Annotated in this window: 14 protein-coding genes; 2 read left to right on the top strand and 12 right to left on the bottom strand. The window is 58.4% G+C overall.

Translation table 11 applies throughout. The annotated features are described in order from the left end of the window. A partial coding sequence (locus ACI38B_RS02700; RefSeq protein ID WP_439729421.1) for an ATP-binding cassette domain-containing protein occupies positions 1-490 on the bottom strand: 490 nt, incomplete at its 3' end. Continuing rightward, complete coding sequence (locus ACI38B_RS02695) at positions 487-1641, bottom strand: hypothetical protein (protein WP_439729420.1); 1155 nt, start codon at positions 1639-1641, stop codon at positions 487-489. The genes ACI38B_RS02695 and ACI38B_RS02700, both read right to left, overlap by 4 nt. A gap of 344 nt (positions 1642-1985) precedes the next feature. Here ACI38B_RS02695 and ACI38B_RS02690 point away from each other — a divergent pair, with 344 nt between their 5' ends. Both ACI38B_RS02690 and ACI38B_RS02685 read left to right on the top strand, forming a co-directional pair. Beyond that, positions 1986-2687 carry a response regulator transcription factor gene (locus ACI38B_RS02690; RefSeq protein ID WP_240932123.1) on the top strand — a complete coding sequence of 234 codons (702 nt, stop codon included), beginning with the start codon at positions 1986-1988 and terminating at the stop codon, positions 2685-2687. A gap of 23 nt (positions 2688-2710) precedes the next feature. Then, a complete protein-coding gene (locus ACI38B_RS02685; protein WP_439729418.1) occupies positions 2711-4018 on the top strand; it encodes a hypothetical protein in 1308 nt (435 codons plus the stop codon). Positions 4019-4363: 345 nt separating this feature from the next. Here the strand turns inward: ACI38B_RS02685 and ACI38B_RS02680 are convergent, their stop codons facing one another. The 10 genes from ACI38B_RS02680 to ACI38B_RS02635 all read right to left on the bottom strand — a co-directional run bounded on the left by ACI38B_RS02680 (position 4364) and on the right by ACI38B_RS02635 (position 19994). Further along, positions 4364-5215, bottom strand: a complete 852-nt coding sequence (locus tag ACI38B_RS02680; RefSeq protein WP_318249755.1) for an amino acid ABC transporter ATP-binding protein — start codon at positions 5213-5215, stop codon at positions 4364-4366. Positions 5216-5235: 20 nt separating this feature from the next. Beyond that, complete coding sequence (locus ACI38B_RS02675) at positions 5236-6228, bottom strand: amino acid ABC transporter permease (protein ID WP_439729417.1); 993 nt, start codon at positions 6226-6228, stop codon at positions 5236-5238. Positions 6229-6485: 257 nt separating this feature from the next. Continuing rightward, positions 6486-7421: an ABC transporter substrate-binding protein gene (locus ACI38B_RS02670; RefSeq protein ID WP_439729416.1), complete on the bottom strand. Its 936-nt coding sequence runs from the start codon at positions 7419-7421 to the stop codon at positions 6486-6488. A 224-nt stretch (positions 7422-7645) separates the two neighbouring features. Further along, positions 7646-8536, bottom strand: a complete 891-nt coding sequence (locus tag ACI38B_RS02665) for an ABC transporter substrate-binding protein (RefSeq protein ID WP_439729437.1) — start codon at positions 8534-8536, stop codon at positions 7646-7648. Positions 8537-9275: 739 nt separating this feature from the next. Beyond that, the gene (gene smpB / locus ACI38B_RS02660) at positions 9276-9755 is read right to left on the bottom strand and encodes an SsrA-binding protein SmpB (protein ID WP_439729415.1); all 480 of its coding nucleotides are present in this window, start codon (positions 9753-9755) and stop codon (positions 9276-9278) included. Positions 9756-11652: 1897 nt separating this feature from the next. Next, positions 11653-13113, bottom strand: a complete 1461-nt coding sequence (locus ACI38B_RS02655) for a CHAP domain-containing protein (RefSeq protein ID WP_439729414.1) — start codon at positions 13111-13113, stop codon at positions 11653-11655. 230 nt (positions 13114-13343) lie between these two features. Beyond that, positions 13344-14267: a permease-like cell division protein FtsX gene (gene ftsX, locus ACI38B_RS02650; RefSeq protein ID WP_439729413.1), complete on the bottom strand. Its 924-nt coding sequence runs from the start codon at positions 14265-14267 to the stop codon at positions 13344-13346. Beyond that, positions 14264-15628 (bottom strand): cell division ATP-binding protein FtsE, encoded by a 1365-nt coding sequence (gene ftsE / locus ACI38B_RS02645; RefSeq protein WP_439729412.1) that lies wholly within the window; start codon positions 15626-15628, stop codon positions 14264-14266. Before ftsE ends, ftsX begins: the two co-directional genes overlap by 4 nt. Positions 15629-15830: 202 nt before the next feature. Continuing rightward, positions 15831-16964 carry a peptide chain release factor 2 gene (prfB, locus tag ACI38B_RS02640; RefSeq protein WP_015450794.1) on the bottom strand — a complete coding sequence of 378 codons (1134 nt, stop codon included), beginning with the start codon at positions 16962-16964 and terminating at the stop codon, positions 15831-15833. Between the two features lie 2019 nt (positions 16965-18983). Further along, positions 18984-19994, bottom strand: coding sequence for a DUF559 domain-containing protein (locus ACI38B_RS02635; RefSeq protein WP_439729411.1), 1011 nt, complete (start codon positions 19992-19994; stop codon positions 18984-18986). Between the last annotated feature and the right edge of the window lie 982 nt (positions 19995-20976).

The raw sequence follows: 20976 nt of genomic DNA, 5'->3' as shown, positions 1-20976 counted from the left end.
GCTGAGCCTCGCCACCGGACAGGTCACGGAACTGTTTGGCGGCAAGATGGTCAAGTCCGAACACGCGTAACAGTGCCAAAGCGTGCTCTTCGGCTTCGTTTCTGCGTTCCCCGCGAGAAATATAGGGCAGTGCCACATGGTCGACGACCTTTCTGCGCGCCACCCCGTGAGGATTCTGCAATACCCAGCACACCCGACCGCATGAGGCGCGTATGACCTTGCCCTGCGCTGGCTGCTGCCAGCCTGCGACAATGGACAACAGCGTGGATTTGCCCGAGCCGGAAGGACCGACCAACGCATAGACGCGCCGGGGATACAGCGTCATGGTGATATGTCTGAACAGCCAGTCGTCCCCGTCGAAACTGTGCCCGACATCGTCGAGCTGGACATGGGCAGACTGCTCATCACAGGAATCGTCCTGAACCGTACTGGTTCCCGCCAATCCTGTGATTGTGGACTGCATGGGCTCGAGCTGTTCTTGCCCGCTCATCGGCACGCCTTGCCTGTGCTGGCGGGAACGTCGACGGAAGTCAGGGATGCGCCGGATTCCACGCTGACCATCGATTTGCCAAGCTGGGAGGCGACCACATGGACGGCGACCGGCTTGCCGTGCGAAACCACGCATGCCGAATCCGCAGAGACATCGTACATCGCCGCCGGCGGCACCGAGACCACGTTCAGCGCTTTGGCGAGCTTCCAGCGATATGTAACGTTGATGGTGTTCGGAGCGGTGTCTTGTCCCGTGTCGCTTTGGGCCCCTCCGGTATCGGAAGCCTGCCCGGAGGCTGTCGGCTGTTGGGCGGCACGGTATTCGTTGCTCGCACCGATGGCTGAGAGCAGGGAGGCGTCAGTGCTGTCTGCTGTCTGATCGGTGATGGTGAACGTCGCACCGTTGACTTCCATGACCCGATCACCTTGCACCATCGAGGAATCATTGCGTCGGAACGTCGCACGGACCGGTTGGCTGGTAGTCGTCAGCACATCGGCTCCCTGCTCGACCTGCCCGCCATATCGGGCTTGGCACTCCTTGACAGTCACCTGCTGTTGGGGCAACCATGCGAACAACGACGTATCGATGCTCCACTGGCGCTCTTGCGTGGTTCCCTGCGTCCCGGCGGTTGTGGCAAGCGCATTGAAAGCTTTCACCGTATCCCACGTCATCACGTCCGAATCCGGAGCCGCATATCCGAGCCGTCTGAGCTCCGCATTGAGCGCCGCGATATCACCGCCCTTCATGCCACTGGTCATCGTCCGATACGGTGGAGTCCTGAGATACAGGGCGAGTTGGGGTTGTCCGTCAATGGCAATGAACGCGGAGCCTGATTCGATGTTGCTTCCGGCCGCGCACTGTCTCAACTCCGTAACCACTCCCCCAACCGGAGCGGCTACGGAACCGGATTCACTGCGTTCCACCGTGACGGTGACGGAACGCTCGTCATCATATAGTTCCGATTGCACGGCGAGTGTGCCCACGCGCGTAGTCGACTCGAACGCGGCGGGTTCGGGCTCACGGGTGAGCAGGAACCCGCCGCACACGCCGGCCGCCAGCATGACGAGCGCGAGCAGGACAGTCACGGAGACGGACACAGTGTTGCGGCCAACGTTCCGGTTTGTACCGGTTTTATAGTGATGCAGCCGCATTCTGTGCTCCTTCGTGCAGAATCGAAACGTTGCCATTATCGGTGGGGAGGAATCCGCAGGCAAATCCTTGTCGTGCAAATACCTACACGATTGCGATACTGGCACTCACGCCAAACATGACTTTGCGGCACGATTACCCATTTTTCGTTGACTTTCCGCCGATACGGCGCCTCATCTCCCAAGCAAATCATGATTGCGCGTCTCACATATTGGCGCTGTTTTTGGAATATCCTGCGGAACGGTTTCCGTGAAACCCATTGTTGACGCCAATCCGGCGGCACCGACACAGAGCTATGCTGGTGTATGAATACCGTATTCGAACAAGCACGGAGCCAGGCACCACCATGAGCCAACAGCAGACACCATCCGCGACCGGCAGCGACCAGACGACGGGCACCGTGCAGGTCGTGCTCGTCGACAACGACATCCTGGCGCTGAAGATGCTGCGCGAGATCATGTCCGCGTGGCCGCGCGTCGCCATCACCTGGACCGAATATAACGGCTCGGACGCCTTCGACCACTACCGACAATGCGAATCCGGCATCCGCGATCTGCCGGACCTGTTCATCACCGACATCTCGATGCGCGGCCTGTCGGGCGTCGATATGAGCCGAGCCATCCGCTACACCAACGGCACGATGCCGATACTCGGCATCACTTCATACGAGCCGACCCAGTTCTACCATGATGCCGCCGACGCCGGCATGCAGGCGGTTATCGGCAAGAACGAGCTGTCGGCCCTCAAAAGCATCATCATGGAGGTCGCGGACACCGGCGCTCTCGCCGTCCGACCGCCCTTCGAGGCACCGGGGCGGGCGCATCTGCGCATCCGGCAGGAAGGCCTGCCGTACATCCTCTCGCTGAGTCAGCAGGAAAAGCAGGTGCTCACCATGTGTTCGCACGGATATAGCAACGCCGATATCGCGCAGGTGCTCGACGTTAGCCCGTCGACCATCAACACCTACATCACACGCGCGTCGCGCAAGATGGGCGTGACCAACAAACGGGAGGCGGTGGCGTTATGGACGAAAACCATCGGACTGTGAGCAGCTCGTCTATGGCGACAGTCATGGACACCATCAAAGCCGTAATTCTGCAGCGATTCCACCATCATCGACTGCATGTCGCCCTGTGCTTGGTGACCATGATACTGATGATTGCGGTGCTGGCATTCTTCCCCGCGAAGACCCCCGTGCAATGGGTGGTTTGCGTTATCGCCTGCTGCTGCCCACTGGGCATCGCCTACGTGCCTGTGCCAGCGTCCTTGGTCTCATTCGCCATGACGGTACTGCTGATTTTCACTCCCGGCCTGTCATTATCGGAAGCCGGTTCGATTATCTACATGCTCACGCCACTTGCCGTCGGTACACTCGCATATTCGGTACCCACCCGGTGGTCAATCTGGAGTCTGATCGTATCGGTTGCGACATTATTGCTGATTTTCAGCCCCGCTACGACACTTGACCAGGCAGACGCGCTCTCCCTGTTCGTATTGCTCGCGTTGTATATCGTCACGTACGCGATTTGCGCATCCATTCGCACCATTGCCATCGATGATCAGCAACGGCACCGCGATGCCGAGCTGGAACTCCTGCGAACACAACAGGCCCATCAGCAGGAAGTCACAAAGTTCGCGCAGATGACGCATGATGCGGTCACCGCTAATCTGTCGAGTATCTTCTTGCTCGCGCAGCAGCATATTGACACGTTGGACACGGCTGGCAATGCGGTACACGCGTCTGACGGGGATTGGCAGACTGTACGGCAACTCAGCGAAAGCGCTCTGGCGAGTATCCGCTCGGTAATCAGAACCATGAACTCCGCAGATGAACAGCCTCGCAACGACCAAACTGACGATTCGCGCGGCCTTCCGCTGCCGTCACGCATCGGCATCGCCATCGAACAGGGACAGCATCTGCTGGCTCCGCATCATATGCATGTCGATGTACACACTTCAGGGCAAATATCGTCGCCCGTCTGTGTACAGTCCGGCGACGAGGCGGTGACGCTCATCGGCGAGATCTTCACGAATCTGCTGCGGCACGCATCCCCGGATAGCGCGCCGATGCTCACCATCGCCTACGATGACGACAACATGTCACTCATGCAGACGAACGCGCTGACACCCAAGAGCACACGTGGGCGGGGCACAGACCGGCAGTCGCCAAAAGTTGCCCAGGCTTCGGCCAGCCATGACGGCGCTCTGCCACAATCCCAAAGTGGTTTGGTGCTCCACCGCGGCATCATCGAATCGCTTGGCGGCGAGCTGCGATTCAACAGCGAGGACGAGACGTGGACGCTCTACGCGCGCATTCCATTGCATCCGCAGGACCACGGTTATGTGAATGCTCAATCGCCGCTGCAACACGCCGACTGAGTACTCACGTTTCGTTCCATGAATCCGTTTCGTCCAGCAAGTTTCCAAGCATACGACGCTCAACGCCCGCAGTCCCGCCCTTTGTGCTAGCTGGTTTGTATCAGCTGGCTTGCGTTAGACCATGCACCATGGAAACCACTTGGGGCATTCGCCCAACAAGACGCCAACGCTCACGGAAGCCGACGTCAAAAACGCATCATCGCACCGGCTATCAGTGATTCCTGTAGACAGCCCGCAAACGCCAACGGCAATCGCAAGGTACATCGCCAATGCAGCACGACCACCATGACGCCATGAACCATTGCCATGAACCATTTGCATATCTTTCCTTCGCGACAACTCGTATCACAGCACGTGCTGCAGGAAATCCTTGAAGCGCGGCTCACTCGGATGGTCAATAATTTCAGGACCGCCATGCTCAACCACCACGCCGCCGTCCATGAACACCACCTGGTCGGCGACCTCACGGGCGAACCCGATCTCATGGGTGACCACAATCATGGTCATGCCTTCGTCGGCGAGCTGGCGCATGACGCTCAGCACCTCGCCCACCAATTCGGGGTCAAGCGCGGATGTCGGCTCGTCGAAGAGCATGATTTCAGGCTTCATCGCGAGCGCACGGGCGATGGCCACACGCTGCTGCTGGCCGCCGGACAACTGGGACGGGTAATAGTCAAGCCGCTGGCCGAGTCCGACGCGCTGCAACTCGGCAACCGCCAGCTCACGCGCCTCGCTCTTGTCCATATGCTTCACATGGACCGGTGCTTCCATGACGTTTTCCAACGCCGTCATATGCGGGAAGAGGTTGAACCGCTGGAAGACCATGCCAAGTTTGGAGCGCTGGGCCGCAATCTCCTTGTCGTTCAGGGTCTGGAGCACCTCTTGGCCCTTATGCTCGACTTTCTTGAAGCCAATCATCTCGCCGTCCACGCGGATTTCGCCGCCGGTCAGGGTCTCCAGCTGGTTGATCAGCCGCAGGAAGGTCGACTTGCCCGAGCCGGACGGACCGAGAATCACCGTCACGGTGCCCGGCATGACGGTCATGTCGATGCCTTTGAGCACGTGGAGGTGTCCGAAAGCCTTGTGCACACCAATCGCCTCGACCGCCGGCGTGGTGTGTTGCGTCGCCGACTCGTCGTGTTGCTGTGAAGAGGTCTGCTGCGGGAACGCGGTATCGGTTGCTGTCTGGTCGCTCATGTCTGTTTCCTCCCTCACGCTCACGCGTTGAGCCCGATCATCTTCACGTTGTTGCCGCGGGCGATGCGGTCTTTCTTCGTCTCACTGACGGCGACCGGGCCGTCCAGCTGCTGATCGCCATTATCTTCGGCCACGATGGATCGGGCTTCGAAGCCCTTGCCGAAATGCTTTTCGAGACGGGACTGGATGACCATGAGGATGGAAGTAATCAGCAGGTACCAGATGCAGGCGACCAGAAGCAACGGAATCGGCTTGTAGATGCGGTTCGCAATGGCGTTGGTGGCGAACTGGAGTTCCAGCGTGAACGGCACGGCGAGTACCAACGACGTGGTCTTGAGCATGCCGATGGTCTCATTGCCGGTCGGCGGGATGATGATGCGCATAGCTTGCGGCAGGATGATGCGCCGCATAATCAACGAGCGTTTCATGCCGAGCGCCTTCGCCGCTTCGGTTTGCCCCGGGTCCACGGCTTCAAGACCGGCACGTACGATTTCGGACAAGTAGGCCGCCTCGTTGAGCGCGAGTCCAATCCACGCCGCGTTGAACGCGGTGATGATCGTGGACGAGTCGATGCTCCAGAAGGTCACCGACGTGAACGGGATGCCGAGCGACAGCTTGGGCACCAGCACGGAGAACAGGCCCCAGAACACGAGCTGCGTGTACACAGGTGTGCCGCGGAAGAACCAGATGAAGAACCAGCTGACCCCGCGCAGCACCGGGTTGATGGACTTGCGCATAATCGCCAGAATCACCGACAGGATGATTGCGACGACCATGGAAATCACCGTGAGCAGCAGGGTATAACCGATGCCTTCGAGCACGTTCTCGTTGAACAGGTATTTCCATACGATGTTCCACTCGAACCGCGGGTTGGTGATCAGCCCCTGCACGAGCATCGCCGCAAGCAGCGCCACGATCACAGCGGCGACCACCGGGCCGGTACGCTTCACGGGCAACGCGTGGATGCGGTCGGGTATGTCCAGACCTTCGCCGTCGACTTGTTTCTTCGCCATGGTTTGCGCCATCTCCTGTTGTCGGTTCGTTGCCCAGTTCACACCATCAGCGTGAACACCTTGTGAACTTTATTGTCGCCACGCCCGGCGACACAGTCAAGATAATGTCCGTATCCCAATATCACAACAGCGATGTCACCTGGTCATAGCACTCGCCACGGCCGATATCCATCACATCGGGAAACGGTGCGCCCGCCGGCTCTGCGGCTTGTGTCGCGTAACCGGCGGGCGTATCTGTGTTCTCGCGTCCGGTGGTGTCAGCTGAGCTCGGTCGGGTTGATTTCCGCCTCGCTCAAAGCGCCGGACTGTACGCCCCAGTGCTTCAAAATCTTCATGTACGTACCGTCATCCATGAGCTTCTGCACAGCCTTCTGCACGGCCTTGGCGGTCTGGTCGTCATTCTTAGCGATGGCGATGCCCTGCTTGACCGAGCCTTCATCCTTGCCGAGCGCTTGAAGCTGGCCGTCGGTCTGGGAAATCGCATAACCCGCGACCGGAGAATCCGCATAGAAGACGTCAGCCTTGCCGGTCACCACATTGGTCGCCGCATCGGTCTGCAGCTTGCTGGAGAGCACCTCGATGGCCTTCTTGCCGTCAGCCTTGCACTGCTTGGCCGCCTTGTTGGCGTCCTCCTCCTCAACCGTACCGGTCTGCACGGCGATCTTCATGCCGCACAGGTCGGAGGTATCCACCTTCTGCGGGTTGCCCTTCTTGACCACCCATGTGGCGCCCGCCTTGTAGTAGCTGACGAAGTTGACCGCGTCCATACGCTCCTTGGTGATGGTCAGCGAGGTGATGCCAAGATCGTACTTGCTGCCGACCGACGGGACAATCGAATCGAAGGAAGCGGAGACGATCTGAGTGTCCAGGCCGAACACCTTTCCCAGCGCGTTGGACAGGTCGACGTCGTAGCCGACCGGGGTCTTGCCGTCTTCCTTGAGGAATTCAGCCGGAGCGTACGTGAGCTCCATGCCGACGGTGAGCTTGCCGTCCTTGGTCACCGAATCAGGCAGCATGGCGGCGATGGACGCGTCTTTCTTGATGCCGGAGACATCGTAGCCGGACGTGGACGAACTCGACGACGAACCGGAGCCGGACGTCGCTTCATCGGTAGTGCCACATGCGGCGGCACCGAGCAACATGGCGGCGCTCAGCGTGCAGGCGAGCGCGGTCTTGAAAGCCTTGAATGACATATGTTCCTCTCTTCATGCATGCGGTCAAGCTGTCTGCCATTCCATCATGCATATCTATGCATTGCTTCGCATAATATACTATGCCGCAGACTGCGGCACAAAAAAGACACGCCGGTCGTGTCGGGACGTAACAGGCGTCATCCGCGACATGACCGGCATACCATGGATACCTTGCGGGCACGCAGCAACACGCGCGGACAAGACGCGCAGACAAGACGCGCGGCTCAGTCCTCGACCTTCGGGTTGATCTCCGCCTTGGTCACGGCACCGCCCTCGGCGCCCCAATGCTTGAGGATCTTCCCGTACGTACCGTCATCCATGAGCTTCTGCAGAGCCTTCTGCACCGCCTCGTCGGTGGCGGAATCACCCTTCTTGATGGCTGCACCCTCCGGGGCGACACCCTCATCGTCACCGAGCGTGGCGAGCTGGTCGCCGGTCTGCGAGATCGCATAGCCGGCAACCGGGGTGTCCGCATAGAACGCTACCGCCTTGCCGGTCACCACATTCGTCGTCACATCGGTCTGCAACTTGCTCGAAAGCACATCCACCGGCTGCTTGCCATTCGCCTTGCACTGCTTGGAGATCTCGGCGACCGACTCTTCCTGCGTGGTACCGGTCTGCACTGCGATCTTCTTGCCGCACAGGTCCGAAGTATCCACCTTCTCAGGGTTGCCCTTCTTGGTCACCCAGGTGGAACCCGCCTTGTAGAACGTCACGAAATCAACGGAATCAAGACGCTCGTTCGTCACCGTGAACGACGACACGCCGATATCGTACTTGCTGCCGACCGACGGGATGATCGAATCGAAATTCGCGGTCACCGGGTCAGCCTTCAAACCGAAGATATTCGCCATCGCCTTGACGATGTCAACGTCATATCCGACCGGAGTCTTGCCATCCTCAGCAAGGAACTCGGCCGGCGCGTATGACGTATCCATGCCGACGGTGAACTTGCCATCCTTGGTCACCGAATCCGGAAGCAGCGCCGCAATCGAGGCGTCCTTCTTCACACCAGAGACGTCATACCCGGTCGTGGACGAGCTTGACGACGAGCCGGAGCCAGATTTCGCATCCGTAGCATCGCTCGTGCCGCATGCCGCGGCGCCGACGAGCATGGCAACACAGCAGGCGGCGGCACCGAAACGTTTCAGCAGGTTTGTGGTTTGGTTTGCGGGGTGGGTCCCGTGGTGGCTGCCGGTGTGGCGGAAATAAGACATGGTTGACATGACTGAACCCTCTCTCTGTTCCGGACGCAAGAGCCTAGCGACCGCGCCCGTCGGCGTGGGCACCCGGGCGGATGCCCCGTCCTCGCCGATAGCCGCAGAATAAGCCCGCCATGCTACGGCGACGTTACACTTCACCGTAGCCGGACGGCGTAGGCTTGCAGCGAGAGGTCTCGATATGCGGGCACGATTGTGGACGACGGTGTCACGTGGCTACCGCGGACCGGCGATATTGTGGCATCCGGCTCGGTCTCATCCTACGTGATGGGCGCAAGTGTCACGTTGCTGCCGTGAGCCGGTTGCATTGGGGGCATCCCCGGCATTCTGCGTCATCAACCACAAGCATCTTTTCCTAGCCAATGAAACGATTATTGCCACGTCCCGCTCGAAAGCAATCTTCCTCATCTTTTCCGCAGGTCGATAAAGCGACCCTTCGACCGAGCGTCAATCAACGCGCACTTACCCCATCAACCATCTCTCTTACAGGTCAGCGGGTCGATTAAAGCCATGTCACGGCATGAAGCAATCTCCCCCATCTTTTCAACGGTCAATAGGGCAATCCTTCAACCGAGCGCGAATCAACGCGCATGCCCCATCAACCATCTCTCACCGATTAATGGGGACATGCCGCTCAAATCACCTGCTTGTTCTTGTAGCGCATGATGCGCAACGCCTCGCGCTTGTCCTGCTCCTCACGCAAAGCCTGACGCTTGTCGTATTCCTTTTTGCCTCGTGCGAGCGCAATTTCGGCCTTGACCCTGCCGTCCTTGAAGTACAGGCTCAGCGGGATGATCGTATAGCCTTTCGCCTGGGTCTGACGCTGCAGTTTCTCGATCTGCGCAGCGTGCAGCAGCAATTTACGCTTACGTTTCGGGGCGTGATTGTTCCACGTGCCGTTGAGATACTCCGGGATATTCGCGGCCTCGAGCCATATCTCACCACGCCGATCAATGCTGACGAACGCTTCAGCCAACGACGCGCGACCCTCGCGCAGCGACTTGACTTCGGTACCCGTGAGTACCAGTCCTGCCTCGTATGTGTCCTCGATACTGTAGTCGTGCCGCGCCTTTCGGTTCTGCGCGATCATCACAGTCCCCTGTTCTTTCGCCATTCCGTCCTCGTTCCTTATTTCCTGCGGTTCCGCACTGTTCGCACTCGTTGCCAACGTCCTGGCGACGCGCGGGTGCATCGTCTTGCAATCACGTACGTACGCGGGTATGCGTCTGGCATGCCGAGCATGTGAACCACCTTAGTATGTAAATACATATTTACGCGAGTACGTACATACACAAATATGTAAATACGTATCTACGCGAGTACGTACACAAGTGCGGGTGCGGATGCGCGAAATCGTACCGTTTTCATCGCACTGCTGCCAGCGATAGCGAAAACGGTGCTCGCATGCTGTCTGTCGAACCCACCATTGTACACGAAGCCGCGCGCCCAATCCATACCGCGCAGCGCCCTTGGCATTGTCACGCTTCGCACGCGACTCGGCGAACCGCTCGTTTTCACTATGTCCGACGGCACGGCACGCGCTACTCTGCCAGATCTCGCACACCGCACCGGTCGCTGTAGCCGTGTCCGACGATTCGTCACAAGCGACAACGCGACCCGCGGCATCCTCACTCTGCCAAATTCCGCAACCCGCCGCACCACTGGCTGTACCCATATCCAACAAGCCGCAGCCCTGTCTCACCCGACCTGTGTAATATCCCGTCGTATCTCCCACATCACTAGTCTTGTGCCACTATTTCACTCTGCATCACCACTTGGCATCGCCCTAATCGACAGATTGTGAGTCACCACTCACAACCAACGGCAAAGCGACCGCCGATATCCGTCAACCGACATCTCATCAACAATCGTTGTGAGCCACCACTCACAACAAGCCGCCAACATGGCACCGCCCACCCGCATACCCAGCGCTCAAACACATTGGTTGTGAGTCACCACTCACAACCAACACCCACGAACACCTCTTTCCGCGCATCAATCGCTTCCAAGCCATTTGATTGTGAACCACGACTCACAATCAGCACAGGGCGATTCGCGACAACGTTCCCCACATCGCTACCACGCATGAGGTTGTGAGTCACCACTCACAACAAGCCAACGCGTGGCATCAGTTCCCTCATGCTGCGGCAATAAGAAACGTCGATTGAGAGCCACCACTCACAACGGGTGTTTTTCTGTGCCAATCACATGTCTTCGCAAGATTTCATCAACCAGATTGAGAGCCACGACTCACAATCAAGCGGCCGTGACTGCGTCAGCATCCCAATGCGTGCACTTCGCTGTGTTGGTTGTGAGTCGTCACTCACAACCAGCCACACAACGAGTGCGAATGTGAACGACCACTCACAACCAACGGATTATCGCAACCGCTTAAGCGCAGTATCACCACGTCACCCGGTTGATTGTGAGCCAGCACTCACAACCAGTTTACGGTCGGCGTTCATTAGCACTATTCGACCGCATCGGGCTACGCAATTGTGAACGGCCACTCACAACCAACGCATCAGCATCGCCGCAGGTGCGCGGCATCACAATATCGCACCGGTTGATTGTGAGTCGACACTCACAATCAACCGCAATTGAGCACTGGGGTGCTGGGTACGCGTCGTCGGCCGAGACGAATAACCGCGCAACCCGGTTACGGGACACTACCTCGAAACGGAACACAACCCGGTTACGGTGCGCAACGCCGCAATAAATGCGCGACCCCGCAAGAGAGCACAGCCCAAAGCAAGAGCGCAACCACAACAACGGAACGCAACCCGGTGATAGAAACACAGCCAGGTAATAGCCTGCAGCCCAAAGCAAGAGCAACCCCGCAATAGAGCGCGATCCAAAGCAAGAGCGCAGCGCCGCAATAAACGCGCGATCGAAGCAAGAGCAACCCCGCAATAGAGCAACCCCGCAATAGAGCGCACCCCAAAACAGAGCACGCCCCAAGACAAGAGCGCAACCCTCACCTCGACCCGGCGAGCGGCGCCTACCGCGACTCAGTAATGGATGTACTGATAGCTCCCAGCGTTCGAAATCGTCTCGTACGCAGGGAATGTCGCGAACCCGGTGCCGCCTTCGGAAACCAGCACCGAACCATCAGAGTTCACGCGCTCGACTACAGCGACATGACCATACGCCGCATTCGCATACCAACGTGTCACACGCTGCCCGCGAGCGAATACCATCACCGCTCCGACATGCGGCGTGTTGTTCACCAAATATCCCAGCGAACGCGCGGTACCCGCCCAGTCGGCGCCGTTGCCCATATACGAACCCACCGGCAAGCTCAACTGCGAACGGCGAATATACGCCCACAGGGTGCAGTTGCGCGCCGGATAAGTGTTGCCGTTGCCGATGTTGCCTGTGCGATGCCCGTAGCAGAATGAAGAGCCAGCAGGACAACTTCCCGGCACGCTGTAGTTCATACCGGATGCGCCCGAACCGCCTGAACTGCTCGAATTGCTGCTACTTCCGGAATTGCTGGGCTTAGACGAACTCGATCCGCTCGAATTACTGGATCCGCTTGAGCTACTTGACCCACCCTTATTTGATCCGGATGAAGTATTTTTACCCGTATACTGCGCGCCTCCGCTTGAGGGTGATGCCTGCTGATTCGAGTAGTTGCTCGACCACGAAGTGATCTCCGACTCCATCGCAACGATCTCGGCAGCCTCCTTCGCCGATTGCGAAGTCAGCTGGCTCTTTTGGCTTTCCAACGAGGCACGCTCGGCATTGCCCTTAGCCAACAGGTCATTCAGCTCGGATTGCTTGGCTTGGGCGGTTTCCACGGCTTTCTGGGCCGCGGCCGCCTGCGTGTCGGCCTTCTGCTTGAGCGTGGTGATTTCATCCTCGATTGCCGCAAGCCGCTGCTCGCGGTTCTTCGCGGTGCTCAGCTGCGTCGCGGCGTCGCTTGCGGCATTGCTTTCGGTTCGCGTGACTGCGGCATCGGCCTGCATCTTGTTGACGAAATCCTCGGTCGTTGTGGAATTGGTCACCACGTTCATCACTTCCGAGGCGGTGGTGCCGTGGAAACTTTCACGCGCCATCTGGGCGACCGCTTCCTTCGCATCGTCATAGTTCGCGCCGGTCTGTTTGATCTGCTCCTGCAAGTTGGCCTTGTCCTGCTGGGCAGCCTCAAGCCTCTCCTGCGCGGCCTGCGCCTGAGATTGCGCCTGTTCAGCGCTGTTCTGCGCATCCTCCAACGCCTGTTGCGCGGCGGGGATCTGGTTCTGGTTCAAATCGTTGAGTTCCAGGATCTGATTCGCCAACTGCGCGCTGACACCCGCCAGTTTGGCTTTGAGATCACTTTGGCTTTGGAGCTTTGCCTTGTACTGCTGCATCGTGACCGCCTGCGCCGGCTGCGGCGGCGCGATCATGTTTGCAGTGCCTGCGGCGATAAAAGTGAGCGATGCGATCAGTGCGCCCACGATGGCGTTGATCCTCTTCGTGCGCTTCATATCACAGCCTTTCTTGTGGTGTATCGCACATTGTACATAACGATGCTCAATGGTCAATGGGAATACCCCCGTCGCGTATCTGCCATCTGCGTATGCATCTGGCTATCGCAATACCGAAATTCGGGATACGTTTGAATATGCGACGGCGAGAGGAGCACCAGCAACGCCCGCGACAAGTTCTCGCGACACCCAGACACGCCAGCACGCTCCTTACACACCTCACGCTTTGCTTACACTTTGAGGTACCGTCGCAGCGAGACGGCGGACGAAAGCGCGGACAACACCATCGCGCCGATGACGAGCGCCGGCGCCGCAAGCCATACGGTTTTCTGAGTGATGAACGGCATCCACTGAACGGTCTGCGCGATCCCGTCGGTGATGAACACCTGCACAATCCCGCTCAATGCACCGACGGCCAGCAGCGAACCAAGCATCGACGCCGTCATGCCTTCAAGGATGAACGGCAGACGAATCGTCCAGTTCGACGCACCGACCAGCCGCATAATCTCGGTCTCGTTCTTCCTCGATGCGGCGCTCATACGTATGGTCGTGCCAGTGAGCAGCACGGCGACCACAATCATGACACCTGCGAGGACCACCGTCACCACCGTCGCCTTGTTCAACACATTGAACACCGGATCGAAAATCTGCCGCTGATCCTGGACTTCCTCGACCCCGCTCACCCCCGAGAGGACTTCCGAAACCTGCTGGTATTTGGTCGGATCCGTAAGCTTGAGACGCAACGAAGCCTGCATATCCGCAGCGGTCAGCGTCCGCCCCTGATATACGCCATTCGGGTACTGCTTGAGGAAGGTGTTCTTATAGAACTCATCGCGGCTGACATATGTGACTTTGGAGACCACGGATCCGAGCTCATCCTGAATCTTGTTCTCGATATCCACGATCTCGCTGTCCGTAGGAGCCTTGCCGGACGAGCAGTTCGCTGACTGGCTTGTGCCGTCAGGGCATAGCCAGACCACGACCTCGACTTTGTCGTACCAGTCGCCTTTGGCCTTGGTAATCTGCGCCTGCATCAGCACGGAGGCCCCGATGAACAGGAAGGAGATGAACGTGACCAGCATGACGGAAAGAATCATCGGCACATTACGCCGCAAGCTCGTCCATGTCTCGGAAAGAATGAACCGTAATCTCATGACTGTTGACTTTCCTTCCCGTCCGTATTGCTCGTGTCCGGTGTGTCGCTCGCGTCTTGTGCGTCGCCCGTGCTTTGCGCTTCTTGCGTCTCTTGTACCCGTTGGGCAGTCGCTTCGCCATCAACGGCTGGCGGCATCGGCGGGGCAGGAGGCGACGGCGGAGCGGGAGGCGCCACCCTGCTGTCGTCTGCACCACCCTGCTGCGGTTGTGCGGCCTGCTCATCCGAAGACTGGCCTTCGCGGCTATGAGGCTGGGATGTCTCGACATTGGTGCCGTGCCGCTTGGCATACGCTTCCTCATGCTCGCGCTTTGCGGCGATATCCTCTGCGCTCAAGCCCTTGCCCCAAGTCATCGTGGTTTCCACGGACTGGAAAACCTCGCCATACCGGCCGGTGCGCCCGGAATGAACCGAGTGGGCAAGACGGGCGATACCTTCATCGCCGTTCTCCGAAGCCATCAACGATTGGGCGACATCGAGCGTCGCCGAAACCTGCTGTGCCGCGGAACGCTGAGGACGGAACTTCGCATCGGGATCGTTAGCGCCGGCTCCGACCGCTGTTGCATCAGCTGTTCCATCCTGCCGTCCGGACACCCCGCCCTGGCCCGCAGACGTCCGCGCCGCGTTAGCGTTTGAAGCTTTCGATTCGACATCACGGTCAGGGAAATACAAGGCCGAATCATATGAACCGTGCTGCTCGTCGCGTACAATCTTGCCGTTGTGCAATTCGACGACGCGTTTGCGCATCGAGTTGACGATTTCCTCGTTATGCGTGGCCATCACGATGGTCGTGCCGGTGCGGTTAATCGCATCCAGGACTTCCATGATGCCGAGCGACGTCGTCGGATCAAGGTTGCCGGTAGGCTCGTCGGCCAGCAGAATCTGCGGGTGGTTCACATACGCGCGCGCAATCGCCACGCGCTGCTGCTCGCCGCCGGACAGCTCATGCGGATAGTTCTTCTCCTTGCCGGAAAGCCCGACCGTCTGAAGCACCTTGGGTACCAGCGTCCTGATGGTCGAACGGCTCGTGCCGATCACCTCAAGGGCGAACGCCACGTTCTGCCAGACCGTCTTGTTGTTCAACAGCTTGTAATCCTGGAACACGAAGCCGATGGAACGGCGGTATTGCGGTACCTGCCGATTCGTCAGACGACGCAGGTCGTTGCCCGCGACGCGAATCTCCCCGTCGGTCGCCTCCTCCTCGCGAAGCAGCAGGCTCAGCAGCGTAGTTTTGCCAGAACCTGACGCGCCCACAAGAAACACGAAATCGCCACGATCGATATGCAGCGTGATGTCATCCAGTGCCGGCCGTGTGCCTTTCGGATAAATCTTTGTAACATCATCAAGCGTTATCAGCGACATGATTCCCGTCTTCCGTGTCGATTACCGGACGTGCGCCCCGAATCCCTGCCCCAAGGCGGATGCGAGGCGGCACGTTGTCAAGTGTTACCAAGTGTTACCAAGTGTTGAATTCAGTTGTTGTCTCAAGGCTTGCATCGCCCTTGGCTTGCGTTGCCTAATGTCTGTTCCGATTTAGGCTTGCGTCGCCTAGGACTGTGTCGACTTAGGCTTGGGCAGCTTCCTCGGCGGCCTGCTTGCGCTGGTCGTGACGCCAACGGATGCCTGCTTCGATGAAGCCGTCAATATCTCCATCGAATACGGCCTGAGTCTGCGAAGTCTCATAGCCGGTACGCAAATCCTTGACCATCTGGTACGGATGCAAGACATAGGAACGCATCTGGTCTCCCCAGCTGGCCTTGATATCGCCGGCGAGTTCCTTCTTCTTCTTGGCTTCCTCTTCGTGGCGCAGCACCAGCAGGCGGGATTGGAGCACCGCCATGGCGGCCGCACGATTCTGGATCTGGCTGCGTTCATCCTGCATGGAAACCACGAGACCGGTGGGCAAGTGGGTGATGCGCACCGCGGAATACGTGGTGTTCACGCCCTGGCCGCCAGGACCCGACGCCTGGAAGGTGTCGACGCGGATATCGGAGTCCGGAATATCGATGTGATCGGTGGATTCCACGAGCGGAATCACCTCGACCGCGGCGAAGGATGTCTGACGACGGCCCTGGTTATCGAACGGCGAAATGCGCACCAGACGATGTGTGCCGCCCTCGACTGACAGCCGGCCGTACGCGTACGGGGCATCGACTTGGAATGTGGCGGATTTGATGCCGGCCTCTTCGGCGTAGGACGTGTCCATCATCTTCGTCTTGAAATTATGCCGTTCCGCCCAGCGCAGGTACATACGCAGCAGCATCTGTGCGAAATCGGCGGCATCAACGCCACCGGCACCGGAACGAATGGTGACCACGGCGGAACGTGCGTCGTACTCGCCGTCCATGAGGGTCTGGACTTCCATGTCGACGAGGTCCTGATCGAGCTGTTTGAGATTGTTGACGGCCTCGTCCATGGAATCCTTGTCGTCTTCCTCGGAACCGAGCTCGTACAGGGTCTCGACGTCGTCAATGCGCCGTTGGGCGTCCTTGAGACGCTTCAGTTGGGATTGCGCTGCCGAGAGTTTGCTGGTAACTTGCTGAGCGTGTTCTTGGTCGTCCCACAGGCCGGGCGCGCTCGCCTCCACCTCGAGATCCTTGATTGACGAGGCGAGGGCGTCCATATCGATGGCCTTGGCGATCATGTCGAATTTCGCCTTGGTCTCGTTCAAATCTTGCGTAAAGTCATAGTCTGCCACGTTTATCCACCTTACAGGCACAGGCGGAAATCGTCCGCCGACCCGTCCGAACGTTCACACCCTTTGCTGATTGTGAGTCAGTACTCACAACCCAACCCCGCAATCACGTACCGCACCCGATACACGTGGCTCCCCCTGCCCTGATTGTGAGCCAGCGCTCACAACCCAACGATGCAATCGCGTACCGCACCCGATACACGTGGCTCCCCCTGCCCTGATTGTGAGCCAGCACTCACAACCCAACGATGCAATCACGTACCGCACCCGATACACATGGCTCCCCCTGCCCTGATTGTGAGCCAGCGCTCACAACCCAACGATGCAATCGCGTACCGCACCCGATACACGTGGCTTCCCTACCATGATTGTGAATCGGCACTCCCAATTTTCTGTGATCCCGCTCCATTAGGCCGCGAGCTGGCCTTCCTCCGATCTGATTGTGAGTCCACACTCACAAAATCTGGATGTCAAGCGCAACCTCTCCCACTATCATGCGGCAAGCGCGATCTTTCCCCTGTCTGATTGTGAGTCGTCAAACACAACCGAAGCTCCAGGCTCACCTGCGGTCGCCAATCGCCACGGCTCCTGCGCCAGATTGTGAGCCAGCGCTCACGACCCGTCAAACGCGCTATGTCAACGATGCCAGCTCTCGCCAGTCACCGTCCAGTCGTCAGCAGCAAGCAGCCGGCAGTTACACGACTAGCCGTCTATCGCCAGTCACCAGCTGCCAGTCATCGGCCGGCTTCAGCTACCAGCTGGGAGATACAAACGAACAGATGTGAGTGACAACTCACAATCAGACGGGAAGAAGCCATACCAATCGCTGGCAATCGCTCATTCGCGTGCGCAAGGTGAGTCAGCGCTCACAATCATCGTCAAAGCAAACAGCGATACCTTCACCACCCAAGATTGTTGTGGGCGATTGTGAGTGGACGTTCACAATCAAGTGGGATACACGGACGGGTGACGACGTATTCGGACTTGTTACCGCATGATTGAGAGTCGCCACTCACAATCAAGGGAGCAGAGTCAAGAAGCCGGTCAAGCTAGTCAAGCCACATTGACAGTCGAACGAAACCGCTGGGCAGGTCGAACCACCGGTCGGTTATGCCCAGAGGCTGGTGTATGAAGCCCGTTCCCTGCGGGGTGTTGAAAGGGGTCACCGCCTAGTATCGCCGTTGATGGATAAGTGATAAGTGAAATTGATGGCGGGAAGGACCAGACGATGACCGCAAGAGATTCGTTAGCATCATTGGACGATGACAGGCACGGGACCTGCTGTTGCAGGTCGCGCGCGGGCAGGAGGAGATGCGTTACCGGCTCTCGCGGATGCTGGAGCCGATGCTGGACGCGTTGATGGTCGCGGAGGCCGACGAGGCGTGCGGCGCGGCGTACATGACGCGCGGCAAGGTCGGCGGAAACCGGCGCAACACAGATGGCTACGAAACTACAATGACGTCGAATCGCAAGAATCCCAGGAACAGACCTCTGACACAGTCACGGTTTGCGCCACGCCCGTAACCACGCCGGGAAAATCGCGACAACCTCGGCAACGACATACCGCCCCGGAGGGCATGATTCCGTCCGGGCGCAATCGGATTCCAAAACGTTGCACGCAACGACGACATCTACGGCGCAACCGAGAAGCAAAGGGACATCATCGACTTTTCGACCGCAACGCCGCAAGCACGCACCCACGATTATTGCGAAGCCGCGCTCCTTTGCACGACTTCCTGCCGGACCGACGTCAATCCAACCATAAATTTGGCACACATTGCGCAATCATCAGGCGTGTCACTATCGTCACAACACCAGCGATCTGCCCCGTCACCGGTCAATACATCCAACACGCGTCCCGCGCGCCACACCGAGTGCGGAATCGAAGTCAACACCGCTGGCAACCGCCAGCAACCGTCAGCAACCGTCGGCAAACCGTCAGTTTTCTCTCAGCAATCGAGCATCAGCACTGCCGTCATCCAACAACAACCGAATTGTCCGCACTACACCATTAACACACCATTAACCGTGCGCACCAGCCTTCTTGGGCATAGGACCATCGGCCTCTTTGTCCATCCGCAGCAAGCGAGAAGCCAATCGCCGCAATGGAATCGGATCGGTCACGACATGTTTCCTCCCTGACCGTCGTTCTAAGCGCGACGCCACACTCACAGCGAGCGCACGCCGCTCAACATCACTGCGCATATCATTCCAGGTGACGCTCACGCACATCCAGCCAGCATCCTCGAGCAACGTACGACGGCGGACATCCTCTTCCCAATTGCTCGCATGATGTTTACCGTCGTATTCCACAGCGACCTTGCACTCCGAATATGCGAGGTCGAGGAAGAATCGCCGACGTCCGCCCGTGTTCACCTGCCCGGCATCGTTCCTGATATCGACCTGCGGATTGACTTGCGGCATCGGCAAACCATAGGACAACAGCGTCAACCGCAACTCACTTTCACGAACAGAATCAGTATTCTCCCTCATCAGCACCATGGCTCTGCGAGAATTCACAGTGCCCGCCGGCATTCTTCGCTTGGCTTTTCGAATCTGCTCATGCGTCGCATGGCACGAATCGCGAAAATCGCGCAACGTCATCCACCGTTGATCGCTATCCCTGCGCATGAACGCATCGCCCAGCAACACCAACGATTCCAGCCTCGAACGACGCGCATACATCAGCCACGTCGTATCCGGCGCGACGCACGTAATACCTTCAAGATGCACCAGCCGCGTGGGATAGCTCCAATACACGCAGCGGACGCCCGCGATTCGTCTGCGAGTTTTCTGTGAATCCGCGACCACGACCAACTCGTCATGATTCAAATCATTCGGCACATCGATGCACAGCAATTTTAATGCGGTGCTCAGCGCAAAAATCAGCGGGGAAGCGACACGCGCTTGGAGTTCACGACAACGGATCAGCGTCTCAGCTTGGATACGCAACAGTCGGACCGGAGTCGTTTCGACGCGACGACCGTTCGTCTGCGTCAGCAGCCCCGATCTTCGATGTTCAACAGTGTTCATACTCATACGATCGACGCTAGTGTGTCGCGCGTTCTGCCGGAAGCTGTAACAGGCAATGTGGTCAGAAGATGAAGTTATCCACAGTGAGGTCGTTCCCTGATTGTCGCAGGCGGGCGGCGGCGTGCGGTGGGTGGCGTGCGGTGGGTGGCGTGCGGCGTGGCATCTATCGATACCCATTGCCGGTATCCACCTCGCAATGACCTGATATCGGTCTCAGAGATTCGGCTAGCAGCCGTCGAGTCTCCGCTGGTGACATGCCGGAGATCTGACAGCCTCCGATAGACGTCCGTTGTGAGCCGGGACTCACAAAAAACACGCTGACAATGGCTTTCCCCACACCGACGCGCCGGAACACAACTGGTTGTGAGCGGCCACTCACAACCAACGACACGAGCGACAACAACCAGCCACCGAGCGACAGGCCAGCATTGTTGGTTGTGAGTCACCACTCACAACCAACGACAAGAGCGCACCAAACGACTACAGATGCAACTGTTCAATGGCACGCTTTCCTTGCTGATTGCGAACCGCTACTCACAACCAACGATCACGGCGACAACAATCGACAGCCTGACGAGATTCCACATCGTTGGTTGCGAACCGTCACTCACAACCAAGGATATTGACGTACAGAACAGCCGCAGAACGGGGTCCGCTGCGTCTATATTGTGAGCCACCACTCACAACGAACACCTTGATTACTGCCCTCCGCGTACTCGAAGTACAAGAACACAGCCGATTGTGTGCCGCTACTCACAACCGACAGCATGAACAAGCAGAACCGCAGCAGAACGGGACCCAACACGCCCACATTGCGAGCAGCCACTCACAACCAACGACAAGAGCGCACCAAACGACTACAGATGCAACCACTCCACTTGCTGATTGCGAGCCGCCACTCACAACGAACGATAAGAGCGACAACACCAAACCATCGGACAGCACCCCACACCATCGATTGCGAGTCACCACTCACAACGAG

The organism is Bifidobacterium sp. (assembly GCF_051876855.1).
In the GTDB taxonomy this organism is placed as follows: domain Bacteria; phylum Actinomycetota; class Actinomycetes; order Actinomycetales; family Bifidobacteriaceae; genus Bifidobacterium.
The sequence above is the reverse complement of the archived record's forward strand: the minus strand, read 5'-3'. Positions and strand labels throughout refer to the sequence as shown.

Excerpts from the sequence above, each read along its gene's own strand:
- ACI38B_RS02695 (WP_439729420.1), bottom strand. The coding sequence starts at position 1,641 with ATGCGGCTGCATCACTATAAAACCGGTACAAACCGGAACGTTGGCCGC.
- ACI38B_RS02690 (WP_240932123.1), top strand. The coding sequence starts at position 1,986 with ATGAGCCAACAGCAGACACCATCCGCGACCGGCAGCGACCAGACGACG.
- ACI38B_RS02685 (WP_439729418.1), top strand. The coding sequence starts at position 2,711 with ATGGACACCATCAAAGCCGTAATTCTGCAGCGATTCCACCATCATCGA.
- ACI38B_RS02680 (WP_318249755.1), bottom strand. The coding sequence starts at position 5,215 with ATGAGCGACCAGACAGCAACCGATACCGCGTTCCCGCAGCAGACCTCT.
- ACI38B_RS02675 (WP_439729417.1), bottom strand. The coding sequence starts at position 6,228 with ATGGCGAAGAAACAAGTCGACGGCGAAGGTCTGGACATACCCGACCGC.
- ACI38B_RS02670 (WP_439729416.1), bottom strand. The coding sequence starts at position 7,421 with ATGTCATTCAAGGCTTTCAAGACCGCGCTCGCCTGCACGCTGAGCGCC.
- ACI38B_RS02665 (WP_439729437.1), bottom strand. The coding sequence starts at position 8,536 with ATGCTCGTCGGCGCCGCGGCATGCGGCACGAGCGATGCTACGGATGCG.
- smpB (WP_439729415.1), bottom strand. The coding sequence starts at position 9,755 with ATGGCGAAAGAACAGGGGACTGTGATGATCGCGCAGAACCGAAAGGCG.
- ACI38B_RS02655 (WP_439729414.1), bottom strand. The coding sequence starts at position 13,113 with ATGAAGCGCACGAAGAGGATCAACGCCATCGTGGGCGCACTGATCGCA.
- ftsX (WP_439729413.1), bottom strand. The coding sequence starts at position 14,267 with ATGAGATTACGGTTCATTCTTTCCGAGACATGGACGAGCTTGCGGCGT.
- ftsE (WP_439729412.1), bottom strand. The coding sequence starts at position 15,628 with ATGTCGCTGATAACGCTTGATGATGTTACAAAGATTTATCCGAAAGGC.
- ACI38B_RS02635 (WP_439729411.1), bottom strand. The coding sequence starts at position 19,994 with ATGAACACTGTTGAACATCGAAGATCGGGGCTGCTGACGCAGACGAAC.